The 19,757-nt window shown below is 40.8% G+C and carries 16 protein-coding genes and 2 pseudogenes; 8 read left to right on the top strand and 10 right to left on the bottom strand.

All coding sequences use genetic code 11. The annotated features are described in order from the left end of the window. The first annotated feature begins 204 nt into the window (after nucleotides 1-204). Nucleotides 205-1,245: a 2,3-butanediol dehydrogenase gene (locus tag GXP75_RS18400; RefSeq protein ID WP_214916727.1), complete on the top strand. Its 1,041-nt coding sequence runs from the start codon at nucleotides 205-207 to the stop codon at nucleotides 1,243-1,245. A gap of 101 nt (nucleotides 1,246-1,346) precedes the next feature. On the opposite strand, the gene GXP75_RS18405 is transcribed toward GXP75_RS18400, so the two are convergent. After that, nucleotides 1,347-2,768, bottom strand: a complete 1,422-nt coding sequence (locus GXP75_RS18405) for a sugar porter family MFS transporter (protein ID WP_242557511.1) — start codon at nucleotides 2,766-2,768, stop codon at nucleotides 1,347-1,349. A 686-nt stretch (nucleotides 2,769-3,454) separates the two neighbouring features. Between GXP75_RS18405 and GXP75_RS18410 the strand changes: the two genes are divergently transcribed. From GXP75_RS18410 to rsiV, 5 genes are all read left to right on the top strand, one after another. Next, complete coding sequence (locus tag GXP75_RS18410; RefSeq protein ID WP_106034729.1) at nucleotides 3,455-3,949, top strand: MarR family transcriptional regulator; 495 nt, start codon at nucleotides 3,455-3,457, stop codon at nucleotides 3,947-3,949. 15 nt (nucleotides 3,950-3,964) lie between these two features. Beyond that, entirely contained in the window at nucleotides 3,965-4,603 is a 639-nt protein-coding gene (locus GXP75_RS18415) for a nitroreductase family protein (protein WP_214916722.1), read from the top strand. A gap of 233 nt (nucleotides 4,604-4,836) precedes the next feature. Beyond that, on the top strand, nucleotides 4,837-5,019 hold the full coding sequence (locus tag GXP75_RS18420) for a hypothetical protein (protein ID WP_010787805.1): 183 nt from the start codon (nucleotides 4,837-4,839) through the stop codon (nucleotides 5,017-5,019). 362 nt (nucleotides 5,020-5,381) lie between these two features. Then, on the top strand, nucleotides 5,382-5,879 hold the full coding sequence (locus tag GXP75_RS18425) for an RNA polymerase sigma factor SigV (protein ID WP_003328506.1): 498 nt from the start codon (nucleotides 5,382-5,384) through the stop codon (nucleotides 5,877-5,879). Next, the gene (gene rsiV / locus GXP75_RS18430; RefSeq protein ID WP_214916720.1) at nucleotides 5,879-6,736 is read left to right on the top strand and encodes an anti-sigma-V factor RsiV; all 858 of its coding nucleotides are present in this window, start codon (nucleotides 5,879-5,881) and stop codon (nucleotides 6,734-6,736) included. Before GXP75_RS18425 ends, rsiV begins: the two co-directional genes overlap by 1 nt. A 455-nt stretch (nucleotides 6,737-7,191) precedes the next feature. Here rsiV and GXP75_RS18435 read toward each other — a convergent pair whose 3' ends face one another. From GXP75_RS18435 to gutB, 7 genes are all read right to left on the bottom strand, one after another. Next, nucleotides 7,192-8,169 carry an SPFH domain-containing protein gene (locus tag GXP75_RS18435; protein WP_214916719.1) on the bottom strand — a complete coding sequence of 326 codons (978 nt, stop codon included), beginning with the start codon at nucleotides 8,167-8,169 and terminating at the stop codon, nucleotides 7,192-7,194. Between the two features lie 38 nt (nucleotides 8,170-8,207). Further along, nucleotides 8,208-8,972 (bottom strand): TPM domain-containing protein, encoded by a 765-nt coding sequence (locus GXP75_RS18440; RefSeq protein WP_242557512.1) that lies wholly within the window; start codon nucleotides 8,970-8,972, stop codon nucleotides 8,208-8,210. Further along, nucleotides 8,972-9,997 carry a TFIIB-type zinc ribbon-containing protein gene (locus GXP75_RS18445; protein WP_242557513.1) on the bottom strand — a complete coding sequence of 342 codons (1,026 nt, stop codon included), beginning with the start codon at nucleotides 9,995-9,997 and terminating at the stop codon, nucleotides 8,972-8,974. The genes GXP75_RS18440 and GXP75_RS18445 overlap by 1 nt, the downstream gene beginning before the upstream one ends. 69 nt (nucleotides 9,998-10,066) lie before the next feature. Continuing rightward, nucleotides 10,067-10,747, bottom strand: a complete 681-nt coding sequence (locus tag GXP75_RS18450; RefSeq protein ID WP_150224756.1) for a PspA/IM30 family protein — start codon at nucleotides 10,745-10,747, stop codon at nucleotides 10,067-10,069. Nucleotides 10,748-11,162: 415 nt separating this feature from the next. Next, nucleotides 11,163-12,128, bottom strand: coding sequence for a carbohydrate kinase family protein (locus GXP75_RS18455; RefSeq protein ID WP_242557577.1), 966 nt, complete (start codon nucleotides 12,126-12,128; stop codon nucleotides 11,163-11,165). 120 nt (nucleotides 12,129-12,248) lie between these two features. Next, a complete protein-coding gene (locus GXP75_RS18460) occupies nucleotides 12,249-13,643 on the bottom strand; it encodes an MFS transporter (RefSeq protein ID WP_242557514.1) in 1,395 nt (464 codons plus the stop codon). 97 nt (nucleotides 13,644-13,740) lie between these two features. Then, on the bottom strand, nucleotides 13,741-14,808 hold the full coding sequence (gutB, locus tag GXP75_RS18465) for a sorbitol dehydrogenase (RefSeq protein WP_214916705.1): 1,068 nt from the start codon (nucleotides 14,806-14,808) through the stop codon (nucleotides 13,741-13,743). Nucleotides 14,809-15,041: 233 nt separating this feature from the next. On the opposite strand from gutB, the gene GXP75_RS18470 reads away from it, so the two are divergent. Beyond that, nucleotides 15,042-17,549, top strand: coding sequence for an NB-ARC domain-containing protein (locus tag GXP75_RS18470; protein WP_242557515.1), 2,508 nt, complete (start codon nucleotides 15,042-15,044; stop codon nucleotides 17,547-17,549). A gap of 800 nt (nucleotides 17,550-18,349) precedes the next feature. Here GXP75_RS18470 and GXP75_RS18475 read toward each other — a convergent pair. Together GXP75_RS18475 and GXP75_RS18480 are read right to left on the bottom strand one after the other, a co-directional pair. Continuing rightward, nucleotides 18,350-19,039, bottom strand: a complete 690-nt coding sequence (locus tag GXP75_RS18475; protein WP_277990799.1) for an alpha/beta hydrolase family protein — start codon at nucleotides 19,037-19,039, stop codon at nucleotides 18,350-18,352. Between the two features lie 144 nt (nucleotides 19,040-19,183). Then, nucleotides 19,184-19,408: pseudogene (locus GXP75_RS18480) on the bottom strand (hypothetical protein); the annotation flags it as partial. A 104-nt stretch (nucleotides 19,409-19,512) separates the two neighbouring features. On the opposite strand from GXP75_RS18480, the pseudogene GXP75_RS21525 reads away from it, so the two are divergent. Then, nucleotides 19,513-19,668: pseudogene (locus GXP75_RS21525) on the top strand (SMI1/KNR4 family protein); the annotation flags it as partial. Nucleotides 19,669-19,757 lie beyond the last annotated feature (89 nt).

Below are 19,757 nucleotides of genomic sequence, written 5' to 3' on the forward strand. Positions count from 1 at the left end.
CCAAGTGAAATACTCTGATTTAAAGAAAAAGAGTGTTCTAGACTCTTTTTCCAAAGTATCTTTATCAAAAATAACGAGCCCTTCATTATATAAGAGGTTTCTTTCTGTTTTTGTTTTTAAAAATGTCGAATTTGTGAAAAGTATCAAGTTCATATTGATACAATGCGTAAATACTCGTCTTAAAAAACGGAGGAGTGATAATCCATGAAAGCTGCAAGATGGCATAATCAAAAAGACATCCGTATCGAAAACATTGAAGAACCGAAAACAGAACCCGGCAAAGTAAAAATCAAAGTGAAATGGTGCGGGATTTGCGGCAGTGACTTGCATGAATATTTAGGCGGCCCAATCTTTATCCCGGTCGAAAAACCACATCCGCTTACTAAGGAAGTCGCGCCTGTCACGATGGGCCATGAGTTTTCCGGTGAAGTTGTTGAAGTCGGTGAAGGCGTAGAAAACTATAAAATCGGTGACCGCGTCGTCGTCGAACCGATTTTCGCTACCCACGGGCACCAAGGCGCCTATAATCTGGACGAGCAAATGGGCTTTCTTGGCTTAGCAGGAGGCGGAGGCGGTTTTTCCGAATATGTTGCCGTTGATGAAGAACTGTTATTTAAACTACCTGAAGAGCTGTCCTATGAGCAAGGGGCGCTTGTTGAACCATCCGCAGTCGCTCTTTACGCTGTCCGGTCCAGCAAGATTAAAGCCGGTGACAAAGCAGCTGTCTTTGGGTGCGGACCGATCGGCCTTCTAGTGATTGAAGCGCTTAAAGCAGCCGGCGCAACTGAAATATACGCTGTTGAGCTGTCCCCTGAACGTCAGCAAAAAGCGGAAGAACTTGGAGCTATCATCATTGATCCGGCCAAAGTCGGCGATGCCGTTGAAGAAATCATCAGCCGCACGGGCGGCGGTGTAGACGTTTCATTTGAAGTAACAGGTGTTCCGGTTGTATTGCGGCAAGCGATCCAATCAACAACCATTGCGGGTGAAACGGTGATCGTCAGCATTTGGGAAAAAGGCGCCGAGATCCTTCCGAATGATATCGTTATTAAAGAACGCACAATCAAAGGGATTATCGGCTACCGCGATATCTTCCCTTCCGTACTATCATTAATGAAAAAAGGATATTTCTCAGCCGACAAACTGGTAACCAAAAAAATTGTTTTAGATGACTTAATTGATGAAGGCTTCGGAGCTCTTATTAAAGAGAAAGACCAAGTGAAAATCCTGGTAAAACCAAATTAAGCAATCATCAAAACAAAACCCGCACTTTCTCATCAGAGAAGCGCGGGTTTTCTATTTTCTACAGATCACTATGCGTTTATAACACTAATCATCATGACACCTTAACCGATAATATTCGCTTCATTGCCGTTCTTTTCACTTTGGCTGTCATACGTACGGAAGTTATGTTCCAGCTGTTCAAGTGTAAGCCCTCTGGTTTCCGGCAGGAATTTCTTCACAAATATGATGGAAATGATTCCAAAAGCTACGAAAATGTAGAATGTGTTGGACAAGCCGATTTTATCGAGTAATACGGGAAACAGCAAACCAATAAAAAAGTTTACGATCCAGAGACAAAACACCGTGAAACCCATACCAAGCCCCCGCAGCCGCAGCGGGAATATTTCTGAAAGCATTAACCAGGTTACCGGTGAAATGGCTCCCTGTTGGAAAGCAAGGAAGGTAACTGTTAGTGAAAGCACGACATACGGAAGCGCAGTCGATCCCTCAAGTACAGTTGAGAATATACCAATGAGCAGAAGTGCCGTTGTCGTTCCTATCAGACCGGTCAGCAGCATCGGCCGGCGGCCCACCTTGCCAAGCAGCCAGATGCCGACAAACGTCGCTAAAACCGAGATAAGTCCATTGGCTATGTTGCCGATAAGCGCAGCCTTGGTTTCAAAGCCCGAATTTTTAAGAATTTCCGTCCCATAATACATAATGGAGTTGACACCCGTAATTTGCTGCACGATCGCAATTCCAATTCCAATAAATACAATGCGGCGGACCCACGGCACAGCCAAATCCTTGTAAGTTGCTTTTTTAACCTCTGATTCTTCCGTTATAGCTGCCTCAATTTCAAGAAGTTCCGCTTTTGCCTGTTTCTCTTCACGTATCCGTCGGAGGACACGCAGGGCATCTCCATTTTTCCCTTTTGATACAAGCCAGCGCGGGCTCTCAGGCATCTTAATCATCCCCAAAAATAAGAAGATAGCCGGAAGTGCTGCAATAGCGAGCATAAATCGCCAAACATGTGAGCTGTCACCCATGGCAGTACCAAGAATAGCGTTAAAAGTGAAAGCTAATAGCTGTCCGGTCACAATCATCAGCTCGTTCTGTGTAACCATTCGCCCCCGGCTGTCCGCAGGCGACATTTCCGCTAAATAGGTCGGAACCGTTACTGACGCACCCCCTACAGCAAGGCCAAGCAAGAAACGGGAGATAACCATAATTGTAACGTTTGGAGCAAGGGTACAACCAAGTGTTGCGATAAAAAACAAAACGGCAAGAAAGATAATGTTTTTGCGGCGGCCGTTATAATCCGACAGCCTTCCGCCGAACACTGCACCGAGCGCTGCCCCTAATAGAAGCGAACTCGCAACGAGACCTTCAGTGAAAGCGTTGAGATTAAGCTGCCCCGGTTCAGCCATATACGGCAAAGCACCGTTGATAACACCGGTATCATATCCAAAGAGAAGCCCTCCGAATGTTGAGATTAAGATAACAGTACGTAAAAACGACTTTTGATTACCCTGTTGATTCATATCTATCTCCCCTGTCTTTGTATTTAAAATGGATGATTGAATTTTTCGACATCTCCAGACATTAAAGCCTGATTCCAACGGATGAGACATTTCATGGATCTTGTTCAGCCTCAATCTTGATCCATAATCATTGAAGTAACCCTGTCCGCAAATGATGCAGACAGACCAGATCCAAACCTTAATTTCTGCAAATTTCACATAATGTAACGGGCTGCTCACAAAGACATTTTCGTGAAAGCGATTTCAATTATGATCAAATTAGTGTGATGTGGTTAGTGTTTTATAGTTAATTTGTTGTTATATTATAGTTAAATCGTTGGTATGTATGATATAATGATACTTACAAAAGCGATTTCAGTCAATATAAAATTCAGAAAATTTTTTATATATTTAATATATACTCATAAAATAAGTATTATCCACGATAAATCGGCAATATCAATTTACGAATACCCAAAAATGATTATATTTCCGTAACTTTTGATTATTTTTTGATCACCTTATGTTTCCACAAGTAACTTCCCCCATAAACTTTCACTCTAAGTTCTATAGATCTAATCTGCACTTCGTTCGCATTACCACTTCATATAAAAAAGGTCTGGATGAAGGCAAAGCAGCTTGAACAAAATAAAAATCAAAAGGTAAAACGTAACACTTGAACAAATAGATAAACGGGTGTATATTAGTTGATGAGTCAATCATTGATATATCAATTAATTGATCTGACAAGAAAGAGGGGATGGGTTTTGACATCATTTTGTTCGGAAGAAGCGGAGATTTTATATCAGATGCAATGTGTGAACAGAGTGATCGGCGTGAAGTTCGAAGCATGCACGGGCATCAGCCAATCTCGTCTGGAATTACTCACATTGCTCTATCATGCCGATGAAATCAGTCAAAGCGACCTTCAAAAAAAGGTCAATATCGATAGCGCAGCCGTCACAAGACATGTAAAACAGCTTGAAGCCAAAGGCATGGTATCAAGAAGGAGAAAGCCGGAGGACAACCGTATCACACTCGTTCGCTTAACAGAGCAAGGGAGAGAACGAATTGAGTCTTCCAAGAAAGAAAAAGAGCGTTTTATGAAAGAAATGCTCGCAAATGTCAGCGCAGAAGAACGCCGCATACTCATTGATGTGCTGGCCCGAATGCAGAAAAACATAGACAATATCAAAGCATAAGAGGAGTGTTTCAACATGGGAAATACATTACAAACAAATGATTTTATGGAGATTATGAAAGGACGCCGCTCCATTCGCAGCTATGATTCGTCGGTCAAAATAAGCAAAGAAGAGATGACTGAAATCTTAGAGGAAGCTACTACAGCACCATCCTCCGTCAATGCACAGCCATGGCGTTTTCTCGTCATCGACAGCCCGGAAGGAAAAGAAAAGCTCGCACCGCTTGCCAGCTTTAACCAAACACAAGTCACCACATCATCAGCTGTTATCGCCGTATTTGCAGACATGAACAATGCAGACTATTTAGAAGAGATTTATTCAAAAGCTGTTGAGCTCGGTTACATGCCGCAAGAAGTAAAAGATAGACAAATCGCGGCTCTGACCGCTCATTTCGAAAAACTGCCAGCGCAAGTGAACCGCGAAACCATCCTGATTGACGGAGGTCTCGTTTCCATGCAGCTGATGCTGACAGCCCGCGCACACGGCTACGACACAAATCCGATCGGCGGCTACGACAAAGAAAATATCGCAGAAGCCTTCGGATTAGAAAAAGAGCGCTATGTACCGGTCATGCTCCTCTCCATCGGAAAAGCGGCTGATAAAGGATACGCCTCATACCGTTTGCCGATAGATACAATTGCAGAATGGAAATAAACATCTAAAAAAGCTGAAAGCCCCTTAATAGGGCTTTCTTTTTTTGTCTTTTTCCTGGCCGTAATTCAATTTAATATCCCCTTTGAGAGCTGTTCTTCCTCTCTTCCCTTTCATCTTTTCCCCTATCGTGACTTACTAAAGACAGCCTTTTTTTATTTATGATTATGAATGTCCAAACAACGCAATCAAAATTTCATATATTAAAATTGACTAACCTGAAAGGAGGCGTTCCTATGGGTTATTACAAAAAATATAAAGAAGAGTACTATAGCTGCAAAAAAACTTATTACAAAAAGTATTATGACCATGACAAGAAGTACTACGACCATGATAAAAAGGATTATAAGAAATATTATGATCATGACAAAGATTATGATTACGTTAAATCCTATGACTATCGTAAGAAACACTACTAGAACACCTCTAAATCTTCTCTATACAAACAAATGATTTACCCGGTCTGTGACCGGGGTTTTTTTTGTCTCTTTTTTCTTCACAAGCCACGTTCTACATATAAAAATAGAAAGCCATCCATAACTTTCTTTTTACAGCATCAGGCCAAATCATCACAGCTCGACTAGTTCTTTAAAATAGTGATAAGCAGATATGTTCATACTAAAATCAGCATAAACAGTATTTGTCTTATCATTTTCACTGAAGTCTTATCTCTGACAAAAATTTGGTGCTGCACTCCGCAAACTATTTTTAATCTTTTCCCGTCTATCTTTCGTAACAGCCCGATGATACGTATATTTTAATAAAGGAGCTCTTTAACGTAATGAAGGATCAGAATAATAAAACATTGCTTGTCACTTGCATTACTGACCATAAAGCAAGTTTTTACCGGTTAGCATATAGCTATGTAAAAAATCAAGAAGACGCATTGGATGTTTTGCAGGACTCCATCCAAAAAGCGCTCGCTTCTGTCGACAATCTCAGAAACCCTAATACCGTCAAAAGTTGGTTTTATAAAATCCTAGTCCGTACTGCCATTGATTTCTTGCGCAGGCAAAAAAAAATAAAGGTTATGGATGATCAAACGCTAGAATTTTTAAGCCACGGAAAGGAAGATACCTACAAAGATATTGACCTCCATGAAGCTTTAGATGAATTACCTGTCCAATATAAAACGATCATTATCCTGCGATTTTTTGAAGACTTAAAAATAGAAGAAATCGCTGAAATTACAGACGAAAACATTAATACAGTCAAAACACGCCTATACAGAGGATTAAAGTTATTGCGCATCAATTTGACTAAGGAGGACCTTTCTTAATGGACAAGAGATTAGAAAAATTAAGAGAAGAGTATGAAAATGTGCCCATCCCAAAAGAATTGGACAGCATTATAGAAAGAGCATTTCAACAAAAACCAAAAAGGAAAAAGATATTTCTATGGCCAACATCCGCAGTAGTTGCGGCAGCTATCCTATTTATAGCAACAGTGAATATGAATCCTGATGCTGCTCATGCCATGTCTAAAATCCCTGTAATCGGGAAAATCGTTAAAGTTGTCACATTCAATGAATTCAAAGAAGAACGGAACCAATCAAGCATTGACGTTAAAACCCCTGCTTTGTCAGGCCTTACAAACAAATCACTCGAAGAGAACATCAACAAAAAATATGTAAAAGAAAGTAAAGAGCTTTATCAGGAATTTGCCAAGTCAGCATCAAAAAATAAACAGGGGCATCTTGATATTTACAGCAACTATGAAACGGTGACCGACACCCCCGATCTCTTGTCTGTTCGGCGGGATATACAAAAAACTGAGGCTTCCGGATACACACAAAGCCGTTATATTAACATTGACAAAAAGAATGAAATTTTCATCACACTTAAAAGTTTATTTAAAGATGACCGCTATATCAAAGTGATCAGCCAAAATATTAAAGATCAAATGCAAAAGCAGATGAAGGCTGATTCAAATAAAATCTATTGGCTTACAGACGAGGATATGGATCCCTTCAAGAGCATAGATCCGGATCAAACGTTTTATATTACGAAAGATCATAAACTGGTCATATCGTTTGATGAATATGAAGTCGCCCCGGGGTATATGGGAGTGACCGAGTTTAAAATCCCAACCAAGGTTATCTCGAAGCTTCTCGTCGGAGACCGATATATCCAATAAAATAACGAAAGAAAAACCCATGATTGCCCGAAATCATGGGTTTTCGTATTTGATATGAACATTTTGCTGCTAATGCAGCTCCCTCCTTCTCTCGCCGATTTGTAACAACAGCATAGATACGTATTGCCAGCCCTTTCTACAAATAGACGTGAGGCGAGCCCAAAAAAGTTTAGTTTTTCTCCAATCTAATGTAAATATGTCTTTCTCAAAGCCATAGCAGATACACGAATACCAAGGCAATGGGAAAACAAAGTAAACATCATGATCCGCTGATAAATATCTGAAACTTCACCTTGGGGGATTACCATTCTGAAGCAATTCGCCACCCCATATAGTCTTTCCATTTAGTGCCCCAAGCCGCTAAAGTAAATCATAAAAAAAGACCACCCTTATGGATGATCTGTTACTGGCGGAAGCTCTACAGCTCCCGGCCTTTTAATAGTAGTTACTTACCGCTAAATCAGCTTATGTCCGCAATTAGGACAGAAATTTGCTTCTCCTGTTTTCGTTCCGCAATTCGGGCAGAAATTCGGCTTGTCCTCGCCCCCGGGAGCATTGTTTGATGAAGCTGATGTCTGTGCCGGCTGATTTTGATTCATTTGATTCATCATCTGATTGGCCATGTTCATTCCCATCATCATTCCTGCCATATCGGATGCCGCTCCGCCGCCGCTCATCTTGCCGGAAGCCATCCCGTCCGTCATGGAAATTTGCTGATATTTGTTCACATCACCAACCATACCGTAGGAGGCATTTTTCGTTATCATATCTTGAACCTCTTGCGGATAATTGAAACTCATAATTTGAAAACCGGTGATTGCCATTCCGTCACCGATCAGCTCCATATCTAAATCTTCTTTAATGCCCTTCGCAATATCAAAAGCATTGGATTGGAGATTAAACATATCTTTTCCTTCTCTAGTAATCCATTTCATAAGAAGCTGATCAAGAATAGAAGTGATCCGAGTTTTAATATCCTCTACTACGTACTGATCTTTGACCCCGGCAATTTTATCAATTAAACCGATATAATCCTGCACCTTAAAGTTAAATGTACCATTTGCGCGAATCGGCATACCGCCCGGCATTCCTGCCGCCGGAATGTTAATTGCATTTTTCGTGCCCCATTTGACGGTAAATTCCTTCGTATTTACAAATAACACCTCGGCGCGCATTCCGCTATTAAAGCCGAATTTAAAGCCTTTTAATGTCGATAAAAAAGGAATAATTTCTGATTCGATATCATAATCGCCGTCATCTTGAAAAATCCCTTCAATTCTTCCATTGTTCAAAAAGATTGCATCCTGGCCGGGACGAATGATCAAGCGGCTTCCCTTTTTAATCTCACGGTTGTTCCACTTATAGAAAATCATATCATCTCTAAATTCTTCCCATTCTACTACATTCGCTAACTGATTTCTGAAAAACCCCATTTGTCATCCTACCTTTCTATCATCTATTCTTCTTTCTCTTAAAAGCTTCCCCGGCTGCCGCTGTATGAGCTTCCGCCTCTTGTCACTCCGCCGCCGTCACCGCTGTCTTTATCTGACGATTTTTTCTCTCTCGTAACGGTTGTTCTGATGTATGTGTCATATTGATCGATGACATCAGACGTACGATTATCAATATAAGTCTGTCCGTTAACCGTTACCCTCCCGCCGGAATTAAAAAGCATAACCGCTACTGCTATACCAGCCACTGCAACTGCTGCTATCAGCTGAAACCACCACTTAAACAAAATAAGATCAGAATTGACTCCCGGTTTTATGCCCATATCCTTAGCAGAAAGAGTAATATATGTTTTAAACGCTTTAAAGTAGTGTTCGCTGGATATATCCGATGAAATTGTATTGCGAATACTATTAAGTCTGCTGCTGTCGAGATACCGCTCAGCCTTTTTAAAACCCGCGATAAATACTTCTCTTTTTTTCATATCAATGGTTAAAATAGCTGTACTGCCATTTCCATATTGATCATAAAAATCTCCGGTATACTGAGCAATGTCTTCACCGTTCGTGCCATTTGTCGTGATAATGAAAAAGTCAGTTTTCCTTTTGGCGCCTAACTTATCAGCTAGCGCCTCAAGCTTCCCAATCTCTTCTTTTGTTAATAGGTTGGCATTATCATATACATACTGCTTTTGATCAGACGCAGACACCGTCCCGATTATCAGTAAAGGCATCAGCAAAAGAACAGCAAAACAAGCGAGAATGATTTTCTTACAAAAACTGCTCATCAAAATCCGCCTCCCATCATGAGTGAGACGAGTTTCAAGGCGATAAACGTCCCGCCGGCAATCCCGCTAAACCACGCTGCCACTTTGCCTGAACTGATCGGAGGTTTGCCGACAACCTTTCCTGTCTGTCCATTCATCGCAAATATATGTTCAGACCGCTCATAATCGTAACTGACCATCCAGACCGGAAGCAAAACATAAAAGCTGTTTACTTTTTTAGTATTGATATATTTGTCCCTTACATTCACTGTCGTATATCCGGAAAAAGAAGAGCTTATATAAGAATCGATATAACTGCTGATTTTATCTTCCGCCCTTGGGAAAAGTTCATCATCAGTATAATTGTATTTTTCTGCAGTGAAGCCTGCCAAATAGGCCGTTTGAAATTCCTTCAATTCATCGTATGAATAAGGCTCCAGCTTGTCCATTAATTCATCATTCATTTTTTCTGAAGCATCCACAGGGATTTTGAGATAGTCAAGATTAATATCACGAAATGCCTCATAATACTCTGTCTCCGTGCAATTATATTCTCCCTCAGTATAACGGTGAACCCTTGTACAATGAGCATTCACTTGAACTTTGCTATGTAAGTCAAACATCCAAAACGGGACATACATTCCGGTTATGCTTTTAATCCGGTCAGCTGACATAAAACCTTTCGGCGTCAGAAGCCCTTTCTTGCACCATTTTCGAAATGCCTGCACCGCTTCCTCCTTACTGATCGTAAACGGAATCACCTTGGCGGGAGCAAGATCCCCTGATAATCGATCCGCCAGGACAGCCGCTCCCCCGCAAAAACCGCATGTAGTCGCTGTCGTTTCAGCCTCTGTGATTAAAACCGCCCCGCAGTTTTCACATTGATATTCTTTTGCTTCATCTTCAGAAAACCTCGTTGTGATATTTTCTTCAGGCAGGTTTTCAATATTATCCTGTCTTCCGCAGCTGTGGCAAGACAGCATACCTGATCCGCTGTCAAAGACCATATCACTGCCGCAGTTCGGACATTTATAAGAAATTACCATTTCTGCTACCTCTCACTATAAAATAAAGTACTTTTATCTATCGGCAAAACTTCAGCTTCTTATGTATGATTAATTCAACATCATTTTTGCCTTTAATGCCGCCAGCTCATCATCCACATCGCTCGTACTGCCAGTATCATATTTAGCCGTTAAATCCTCAATGCCATCGCTTGGGGCGGAGTTAAGCTCTGCCATTGCGTTTGCTTGGTCAAGCGCGCGATTCACTTTATCTTCCATTCTGCCAAAAGCGGACATAGATTGATTCGCGCCTGAAACAGAAGTTCCTAGCTTATTCATTCTTTCTTTCGTTTTCGCGACTGACCATTTGGCTTTCATCATGTTTTTACGCGCTTCAAGTTCACCAATATCAGAAACAAGCTTATCGTGCATTTTTCTCATTTGAGAGGCATTAGATGAGGCCGTCTGATACGTCATTTGCAGTTCAGACAGCTTCGATTCCAAGGACGTCTTTCTTTCCAGGAATTTTCTCGCGTCCCCTTCATTACCTGCCTGCAGCGCCTTCATTGCGTAGCTCTCCATCTTTTCCATATCTGCCTGGCACTCACTTAATGCCCTTTTCGCTCTTTGTTCCTCAGCCATAACAGAGGCCGTTTCCGCCTTTACCTTGCCCAAGTCACTATTCATATTTCGTAAATATTGATCAACCATTTTCTCCGGATTTTCCGCTTTGTCTAATAAAGCGTTAATGTTACTTGACATAATGTCTTTAAATCTTCCTATTATACTCATGCTGTGATTTCCTCCTGCTTTCATTGATGGATAAATATTCTTATATAAATATACTAGTTTTCCGGCAAAAAGTTTCGATTTTTTATAAAATATTTTTATAAATAGTATATTTTTTTATAAAATATAATACTATTGGACCTGTTTATACTCACTTATAAACTATAAAAACACTCTCATTTATAGGGAGTGTCATAGTCAAGGCCTCTGTTATATTTTATGATCAGGCTGCAGCTTACAAGTAAATGTTCCCTTTTCAATTTGAATCGTAGGATGTTCATCATGCAGTTTCTTTGCGACTTCATGAGTACTGTAGATGTGAATGAACATACTTTAATCATTTAATAAAAAAAGAGGCCCTATAAAGAGCCTCCTTCTTCTATCAGCAGCCAGACGCTGATCTTACATCATACCTACATCACCTTAAAGGGGCTTCAATCTCTTCAAGACTTGGCAATGCATCAATTGCCCCTATTTTTGTACAAACAACAGCTCCCACCTTATTCGCAAAAGATACGATATCATGCAGCTGCTCAAAATCAGTATAGATAGATGTAATATGATCGGTTTTTGCTAATCTGTATAAGGTTGCACCGACAAAAGCATCCCCCGCACCTGTAGAATCAATGGAGGTAACAGGAATACTTTGAATGATTTCTTTTTCCGCTCCATTTGACAGCAGTGTTCCTCTTTTACCAAGTGTCACGGCAACGATTTTGGCTCCGATTTCGTGAAGGATATTGACACCCTCTTCATGATTCTCAGTACCGCTGATAATTTCCAGCTCCTCATCACTTACCTTGACAAAATCACTTAAACCAATGGCTCTTTTTGCGATTGAGACAAACTCATGGACTCTTCCCTTCCATAAATCTTCCCGATAGTTAGGATCAAAAGAAACAAATTGTCCCTTATCTTTAGCAATGGACATAAGCCGCAGATAGGCTGTACAAAATGGATCAGATAACAATGCCGTCGCCGAGCCAAAATGGAGAATTTTCGCTTGATTCAATTTATCTTCATCGATATCATCCATTGTAAACAGAGCATCCGCGCCTCTATTGAAAACAAAATCGCGCTCTCCATTATTTTTTAATGAAACAAAAGCAAGCGTTGTAGGTGCTTTCTCATCCATAACCAGCATGGAAGTATCAACGTTAACAGCGTCTAGTGTTTCCTTCAGAAAATACCCAAAGGGGTCCTTTCCTACTTTTCCGCTAAAGGCAGCGTCTCCGCCAAGCTTTGCAATGGCGGCTGACACATTCGCAGGTGCCCCGCCGGCACTTTTTAAAAAATTGTGTCCTTCCATTAAATCAACGTCTACATCGGTACAAAAGAAATCGATCAATAGTTCTCCAATACAAACAACAGAATTACTTCGCATTTTTATCACACTCATTTACAATTCTAGATTATTATCTCACTTCAGACTTCATTATGAGTATATTACTTTCAGTCATAAATACAACTCTTTACATCGAATATTAATAATTTTAAATCAATTTTACTTACCGTTCGATCTTTCTTCCAGCTCTGATACGATGTTTCTATATATTTTTTCAGTTAAAGGATAAAAGGATATTAAAATGATAGAAAGTAAAATAAAAAGCCCCGGTATCAATGCATTCATATTTTTTATTGCATTTAGCGATGCGGCCGTCTGATCTGTATTAGCCACATATCCTGCTACTCCTAAATAAATGGCTGAAAACGACCCAGCAAGCGCAACGCCTAACTTATTAATAAAACTCATACTGGAAATTACCACTCCATCGGCCCGAACTCCGGTTTTCCATTCCGCATAATCAACACAATCTGCAACCATGCCCCAAGCAAGCGTGTTTAAAGGGGTTGTAAAGAACCCTGAAGCAAATAGCCAGATGAAAATGAGCGTCACCGAAGAATACGCTGTAAAATGCAGACCCGCATACGAAATCAGTGATAGAGCAGCCGATATGATCATCACATTTTTTCTGCCGCACTTTTCAGAAAAGTAAGGGATAAACAAGTTGCTGATTAACGCTGCGCCAAAGAATAAAACAGTTCCAAAAAACACCCATTCCTTGTGGTTCACGTTATACGTAAAGTAGTACACCATTGTGCTGATTTTAATATTAAACCCGATCGCAAATGCTAAAAATGAAGATGTCAAAACCAACAAAGGTTTGTTTTTAAACAATACAGATAACGTCTTTTTGATTCCCTGTTTTTCTCTCTTTTTAGGCGCAATCCGTTCTCTTACTGTAAAGAAACTAAAGAGATTCAAAGCGATGCTGACAATGGCATAGACTAAAGCCGTCATCTGAAATCCGAAAGCCTGGTTATCCCCTCCAAATGCTGCCACAAGCGGCGTTGCACAAGAGATGGAGAGAAGGATTCCGATATAAACCAATATCATACGGATCGTTGTTAATACTGTTCTTTCTTTCACAGAATTCGTAATCCGTCCCGTTAAGCTGTTTACTGGAATCGTTTGCATACTAAAAGTCATGCCAAGTAAGATATAGGTAATGTACGCATATACAATGTTTCCCGTTGCTCCAAAGTGAGGCGTCGTGAAACACAAGAAAGTGAATAATGCAAAAGGAAGTGCGACCCATAATAGATAAGGCCTTGCCTTTCCCCACCTTGTATTGGTTTTATCTAAAATAACCCCCATAATCGGGTCAAAAATAGCATCCAGCACCCGCACAACAAGAAATAATGTGGCGATGACCGCAGGCTGTATGCCGCCGATGTCCGTATAAAAGAATAAAAGGTATGCGTTTACAAATTGAAACACAATATTGTACGACATATCACCGAAGCCGTATCCGATTCGTTCAAGCCAGGACAATCTGGCACTGGAAGCTGATTTTTGTTTTGCCTTCAATACGGTTATTTTTTCTGTTTCAATCATCATTCACACCCCAAGAATCCGTTTTCAATTAAATGAATACAAGCCATACTCAGTCTTTCACATGACATGAAAGGGGGAAAACAACTTCCCCCTGTTCTTAACTCAGCTCATTCGGGTAAACCATTACTTTTAAACACTCGTTCTTAAACTGAAGGGCCCGTTCCATCGCTTCTTGCGTTTGCGTCAACGAATATCGATCCGTCACAAGATGCTCAGTGTCTACAATACCGGAAGCGAGGAATTCGATTCCTTTTGGATACGTATTGGCATAACGGAAGATGCCGTATATATCAATCTCATTGTCTGCGATAAACGGCACATTAAGCGGTATTTCATTTTGTGCAGGCAGACCGACAATCGCAAGTTTTCCGCCGCGGCGCACAGAAGCCAGTGCAGATTGCAGCGCTGCAGGATTCCCTGCTGTCTCCCAAGCAACGTCAACGCCTCTATCATTCGTAATGTTTTTGATTTCTTCAAGAGCGTCCTGTTCACGGATATTAATGGCGTGAGTCGCTCCCAATTTTTTTGCGGCATTTAATCGCAGCGGCTCTAAGTCGGTTACGATGATAGTGCCCGCTCCAAACGCTTTAGCTGCTGCGACAGCCATTAACCCCACAGGGCCCATTCCCATAATCGCAATCGTTGATCCAGGCTGAAGCTTCGTTCTCATCGCTGCATGAATACCGACAGAAAACGGTTCGATCAAGGCAGCATCCTCGTAGGAAAGTGAATCTGGGATTGCAAAAACAAAGTCCTGCCGTATTTTTATATATTGTACAAACGCGCCGTCTACTGGCGGCGTTGCTAAAAATTGCACATCCGGACAAAGGTTATAACGACCTTCTTTGCACGCGTCACAGCGTCCGCACGTGACACCTGGTTCAACAGCAACGCGGTCGCCGACTTTAAATTGATCAACAGACGAGCCGACAGCTGCAATTTCTCCCGCGCACTCATGTCCGAGGATAAATGGCTTTTCCACCACATAGTTGCCTATTCTTCCGTTTGTATAGTAATGCAGATCCGATCCGCAAATACCGACAGCCATGACCTTAATCAACACTTCATCATGACTGATTTCAGGTACAGGCAGTGTTTCTATTTTGATTTCTCTTGTGTTGTGCATAACAGCTGCTTTCATCTGTTTAGGTACTGTATGAGTCATTACGGCAAATTCCTTTCTTTATGAACACTCTAACGGCATATGGCCGCTTCATTAAGAAATGTAAGTGCATACATTTTTGCATTGTTTGTTACTGCCCCCATTTTATCTGCTTTTCTAAACATTCAACAGCTTTTCATGCTGTATAAAAGTACAGCCGCACTGTACTTTTTTCATTTTCCATATACAAAAGAAGCAGTATTGATAAAATAGTACTAATAGGAGGTGCAGGTTTTATGGCTGAACTTGAAGATCGAAAACAATTTGCGGAATTGCTGGCACCGGGTGTTAAGTCATTAAAACTTCATCCAGATTATAAAGTCAGAAGGAAAAAGAATGAAAAAACAGGACAGTCTTATTTAGATAACATTTCACACAAGCTGGGAGTTTCCCCAAACACGATTAAAAGCTGGATCGGACAGATGGGTGTGAACTATGTTCCCGGAAGAATTGAAGACGGAAAACTGTTCGGAATGATCTGGATCATTCTTGAAAAAACCGATATGAATATACAGTGGTTTACCGACCTGCTTGAAACCACCACTATTCCTGTAATCAAACCTGCACTGCCTGTATGGGCAGCATCTTGCCTTAAAAAAGCAAAAACGTTAAGAAAAGACGGATCATTCGGTTCACCGCTTGACGAAGATATTGAAAAAACGGTCAAACGTTTATTTCCTGATGTTTCCGACCATAAAACGAATACGCTTACAGAACAGAAGCCTTTGACACATAACTTACCGTCACGCTGGTCAGGTCACTTTATAGGACGGAGATTTGACATCGAGGCGATACGGCAATGGATGATTTCCGCATCACCTGTCTGTTTAATTACCGGATGGGCAGGCATGGGAAAAACGACTACTGCTCTTGAAGCAGCCTATTCCTGTATCAGCGATTCCTCAGATTGGCCGTCATTCAACAGCATCATCTGGCTCAGTGCTGATTGGAAAGGATTAAGCTTTAGTGATTTTTTAAATACAATTGCATATCAGCTCGGTCGAACGGAACAAATCGATAAATCCATAAACGAAAAACGATTTGTCGTCCGCAATGCTTTGGCCAATTACACCAGAGAAAAACCGGTACTGCTGATCGTGGACAGCATAGACACTGCTGAAAGAGACATTCACGAATTTATCACCAACCTGCCCCAAGGCGTGAAAGTCCTCCTCACAGCACGTGAAAACTTGAAGCAAACCTATCGGGAAGGCTTCGGAGAAATGGTAACCATCCAGCTGAGCGGCCTTGAAAAAACAGATGCCCTGAAATATTTTCATCAAGAAGTGAACCGCTGCCTGCAAATGTGCAACGACCAAACTAAACAAGCAAAGCTAGCGCAGCTGCTGGAACTATCTCCAGAATTGAAGAGCGAGTTCATTTCAGCGACTGCCGGAAACCCGAAAGCCATGGCACTCAGCATCGCCTATATGTCAGACGATGACATTCCCGCTCAGCAGCTGATTCATGAGCTCGGAAAAGCAGGCTACTCACTATTAGATCTGTTTGATTTTCTATTTGGGCGCACATGGCACAGATGCAATGAAGACACCCGGAAATTATGGCAGGTGCTATGCTTTTTCAGCAAGCCGCCAGATGAAAAAAGTCTGGCGGCGGCAGCCGGATTAGACGCTCGCCGTTTCCATTACGCAGTTGAACAAATGCGGTCATACGCCTTGATTCAGCCGGAACGATTCAAAGGAAGAACACAGTACTTAGTGCATCAAACCGTTGTCGCATACGGAGAACAGCACTTGTCCGAAAATCAGGACTTTGAAAATGAGACGCGCAGGCGGTGGGCCCAATATTATATTCGTTACCTAGAGACCCATTTAAAAAGAGAACAGCCAATTTCAATCTATTGGAGTTATCTCCTGGGACGTGATTTGGATCAAATAAAGAAAGAATGGCCGAACATCCTCAAGGTGATCAAGTGGGCAAGCGAAACCGGGCAAAAGGAAATATTAATTGAGCTGATCGCCCGCATCAGTCACTTTCTCAGCAGAATCAACCTGCCGCTCCGTATCGAATACGGCCGTAAAGCCGCCGATGCCGCCCATCAATTAGGCAAACACACACTAGAAGCTTTCTTTCGAATGGACACAGCAGGCTGGGCACTCATGGAAGTCAATGATTTAGACGGGGCTCTTCAGCAAATAGAAGCCGGTCTAAAGATTCTGGAACAATCAGACTCGGCAGATCACGACGTTCACGATCTAAAGGTTTGGGGACTCGCACTGCAATCTAGGCTGTTTTTAAAAGCTGGACATCATGAAAAAGCAGAAGCCATTTTAAACGAAATCAAAGATCAACCGATTTCCCCTGCGATTCAACACAGAGTTCTATTGGTTCGCGGAGATCTGAGCTTTGTGAAAGGTCATAATGAAGAAGCCATTCAATTATACGAAGCGGCAAATGAGATCAGCTCCATGTATGGGGGCGAAAAAACGATAGAAGCCTATTTCAATTTGGGTATAGCTTACGTGAAGTGTGATCTGTTTGAGAAAGCTGAAGAAGCCTTTGAGCGGATGCTCTATGACAAACACAACGCGAATCAGGTTGAGTTAATCTATTATTATTATGGGATGGCACAGCTGTTGTATCGTAGAGGAGAGAAAACGAAAGCGAGGGAAGCTAATCAGAAGGCGATTCGTTTGATTGATTCGTGGGAGCCTGCGATTGGGATTCGGGAAGAGGTGGAACAACTGGAAATGGTGATTAAAGAAAACGACCAGTACGCATAGTAGTTCTGTCAGTAATCTCATGCTGGTTCTTTATAATAACAGGATAGGCCAACTCAAGTCAGCAGTTGGCCTATCGTTAAATAGATTCCTTTAGTTCAAAACGACTTTATCTCAGCTCGCCATCCAATGGTACAATAACTTCATCTAACGTCTTTCTCCACTGGCGCTTCAGTTCTGGTCCGTATTTCAATGGTTTTGAATCTGGATGTACGGCTTTATATTTATATATAGATATATTTGTTGAAAAAAATACACTTACTGAGGAAACTGAGGAAAGTATACTAAAGTTTTTAAATTAGGAAGGGTAGAAAAGGAAATTAAGCATGCAATTATCATGAAAAAAAAAGCTTTGCCATCTGAATATTGTTGATTTGTATCGAACCGGCCCAAAAATCCCAAATCCACGGCTTGTTAAACTACTCCTTACAAGCCTTATTTCTTTTTCCTCCCTTTGTTCTTCTCAATAACTCTTTCAGTGCTGCTATTTCTTCATCTTTTAGAAACTACTAAAACCCTTTAGATCTTTAAAATCCTTTCAGGGAGTTACCTACGGATATACTCACAGTCGTAAGCCGGTACAAACCCGCAACTTTCTGCGGCATCTCGCCGTGCTCTAAAAGGCAGGTGACCACACCGCTGTATTAGAGGGTACTTTCATTTTTGGAGAATGTTTATATCGGTCTATGAGAAAGCCCATCCTTAATCGGAAGGGACTTTTTTGACTTTTATAAAATTATTAAATATGAAAAAGGTTGTATCACTTTTGGTATCTTTAATAAGAAATTCCCTTCTTATAAGGTCTACGATGTAACTGAACCTGATTTGCCCGTATGTATCCTTTCTCGTATAAAGGAAAGCGTATTATTTGCCAGCTTTTTGCGACAAAGAACAATACCGGAATGACCACAATTGTAAACATATCTTGTGGGTTTCCCCCAACTTTCCCATAAATAATCTGCATCTTTTAAGTCAATATACTGATCATGTTTAGCAGAAATCAACAAAATGTTATCTTTATTAACTTTCGGTAAGGCTTGACTAGGATCTGTGATATTCCAATATTTTACTAAATCTTCATAGGTCACACCATTTTGTTCTAATTCCTCTCTTATAAATTTACCTGGGATCGTGTTCCATATTGAATAAGAAAGGCGATTGGCATAAAAGATTGATACCACTACATCAATTTGGGATTCTAGGGCAGCAATTAGATTAGTGACCCATCCCCCTAAGCTTACTCCCACTATGATAACAGGGCCTTTTTTATTTGCTTTTATCCAGTGAATTAACGCCCGTAAATCTACAATGGCCTGTCTTGTCGACTCAATTGTACGATCAATATTTGCACTAATCATCAATTCGCCACTATACAGTGAATTTCCCGGTTCTCTTTCAAAATGGTATGGAAGAGAATAATAATACATGTTCCAACCTAAATCGTTCATTATACGTTTATGAAATATTTTTTTGATTCTATTGTACGAATCCATGCGCCAGCCGTGTACAAAGATAACATTGGGTTGATCTATATCATTTTCATTAAAAAAAACCTCCCCTTTTAAAGTATCATTAACAGGATTCCCAGATTGAATTAAAGATTCATAGCTAAAGGTTCCAATCTTATAATTTTTTCCTGATTCATTCAAATCAATTGAAACATCAGCTATATTAGCACTGTAAAATTCCTCTCTATCATCTATATCGGCTGTAAAAGCAGCAGAAAAATGTTTATCTTTGCTTCTTTTTCTGTGTAAATCATATAAAGCAAGACGATCTATCATTTTTGAGAAATGCACTATTAAGTCCTCCTTAATAATATCAGAGTTGATAATTGGGTTGTCTGTCTCTATAGAGTCGGGACATAGACATTTTAACAGGATTTCTATTTGACAGTACTTTCCTAGGGGAAACCGTCTAAGAGTGTTGGTGGCACTATTTATTTAGATAACTGGGTCTTTTTCTTTTCGGTAACGAAATCTGTTTCGGTTATCGGCAGAATAAAGAGAATCCCTCCCTGGTTTTCTGCGATCATGAAATTGCATATGAAGATTCTAATGGAGCTTTGAGTGATATATGTGACTCATTTACCGAGTTGGTTAATAAGCTCTACGAGGAATGAATGATATAGAAAATGACCAAACATAAATAACTCAATGCCCCTCCCCTTTTGTGGATAAGGGCAAATAAAGCATGCGCTGAAAAAATCAA

This window comes from Bacillus sp. HU-1818, from assembly GCF_022695965.1.
Lineage (GTDB): Bacteria > Bacillota > Bacilli > Bacillales > Bacillaceae > Bacillus > Bacillus atrophaeus.

Excerpts from the sequence above, each read along its gene's own strand:
- GXP75_RS18400 (WP_214916727.1), top strand. The coding sequence starts at position 205 with ATGAAAGCTGCAAGATGGCATAATCAAAAAGACATCCGTATCGAAAAC.
- GXP75_RS18405 (WP_242557511.1), bottom strand. The coding sequence starts at position 2,768 with ATGAATCAACAGGGTAATCAAAAGTCGTTTTTACGTACTGTTATCTTA.
- GXP75_RS18415 (WP_214916722.1), top strand. The coding sequence starts at position 3,965 with ATGGGAAATACATTACAAACAAATGATTTTATGGAGATTATGAAAGGA.
- GXP75_RS18420 (WP_010787805.1), top strand. The coding sequence starts at position 4,837 with ATGGGTTATTACAAAAAATATAAAGAAGAGTACTATAGCTGCAAAAAA.
- GXP75_RS18425 (WP_003328506.1), top strand. The coding sequence starts at position 5,382 with ATGAAGGATCAGAATAATAAAACATTGCTTGTCACTTGCATTACTGAC.
- rsiV (WP_214916720.1), top strand. The coding sequence starts at position 5,879 with ATGGACAAGAGATTAGAAAAATTAAGAGAAGAGTATGAAAATGTGCCC.
- GXP75_RS18435 (WP_214916719.1), bottom strand. The coding sequence starts at position 8,169 with ATGGGGTTTTTCAGAAATCAGTTAGCGAATGTAGTAGAATGGGAAGAA.
- GXP75_RS18440 (WP_242557512.1), bottom strand. The coding sequence starts at position 8,972 with ATGAGCAGTTTTTGTAAGAAAATCATTCTCGCTTGTTTTGCTGTTCTT.
- GXP75_RS18445 (WP_242557513.1), bottom strand. The coding sequence starts at position 9,997 with ATGGTAATTTCTTATAAATGTCCGAACTGCGGCAGTGATATGGTCTTT.
- GXP75_RS18450 (WP_150224756.1), bottom strand. The coding sequence starts at position 10,747 with ATGAGTATAATAGGAAGATTTAAAGACATTATGTCAAGTAACATTAAC.
- GXP75_RS18455 (WP_242557577.1), bottom strand. The coding sequence starts at position 12,128 with ATGCGAAGTAATTCTGTTGTTTGTATTGGAGAACTATTGATCGATTTC.
- GXP75_RS18460 (WP_242557514.1), bottom strand. The coding sequence starts at position 13,643 with ATGATTGAAACAGAAAAAATAACCGTATTGAAGGCAAAACAAAAATCA.
- gutB (WP_214916705.1), bottom strand. The coding sequence starts at position 14,808 with ATGACTCATACAGTACCTAAACAGATGAAAGCAGCTGTTATGCACAAC.
- GXP75_RS18470 (WP_242557515.1), top strand. The coding sequence starts at position 15,042 with ATGGCTGAACTTGAAGATCGAAAACAATTTGCGGAATTGCTGGCACCG.
- GXP75_RS18475 (WP_277990799.1), bottom strand. The coding sequence starts at position 19,039 with ATGGATTCGTACAATAGAATCAAAAAAATATTTCATAAACGTATAATG.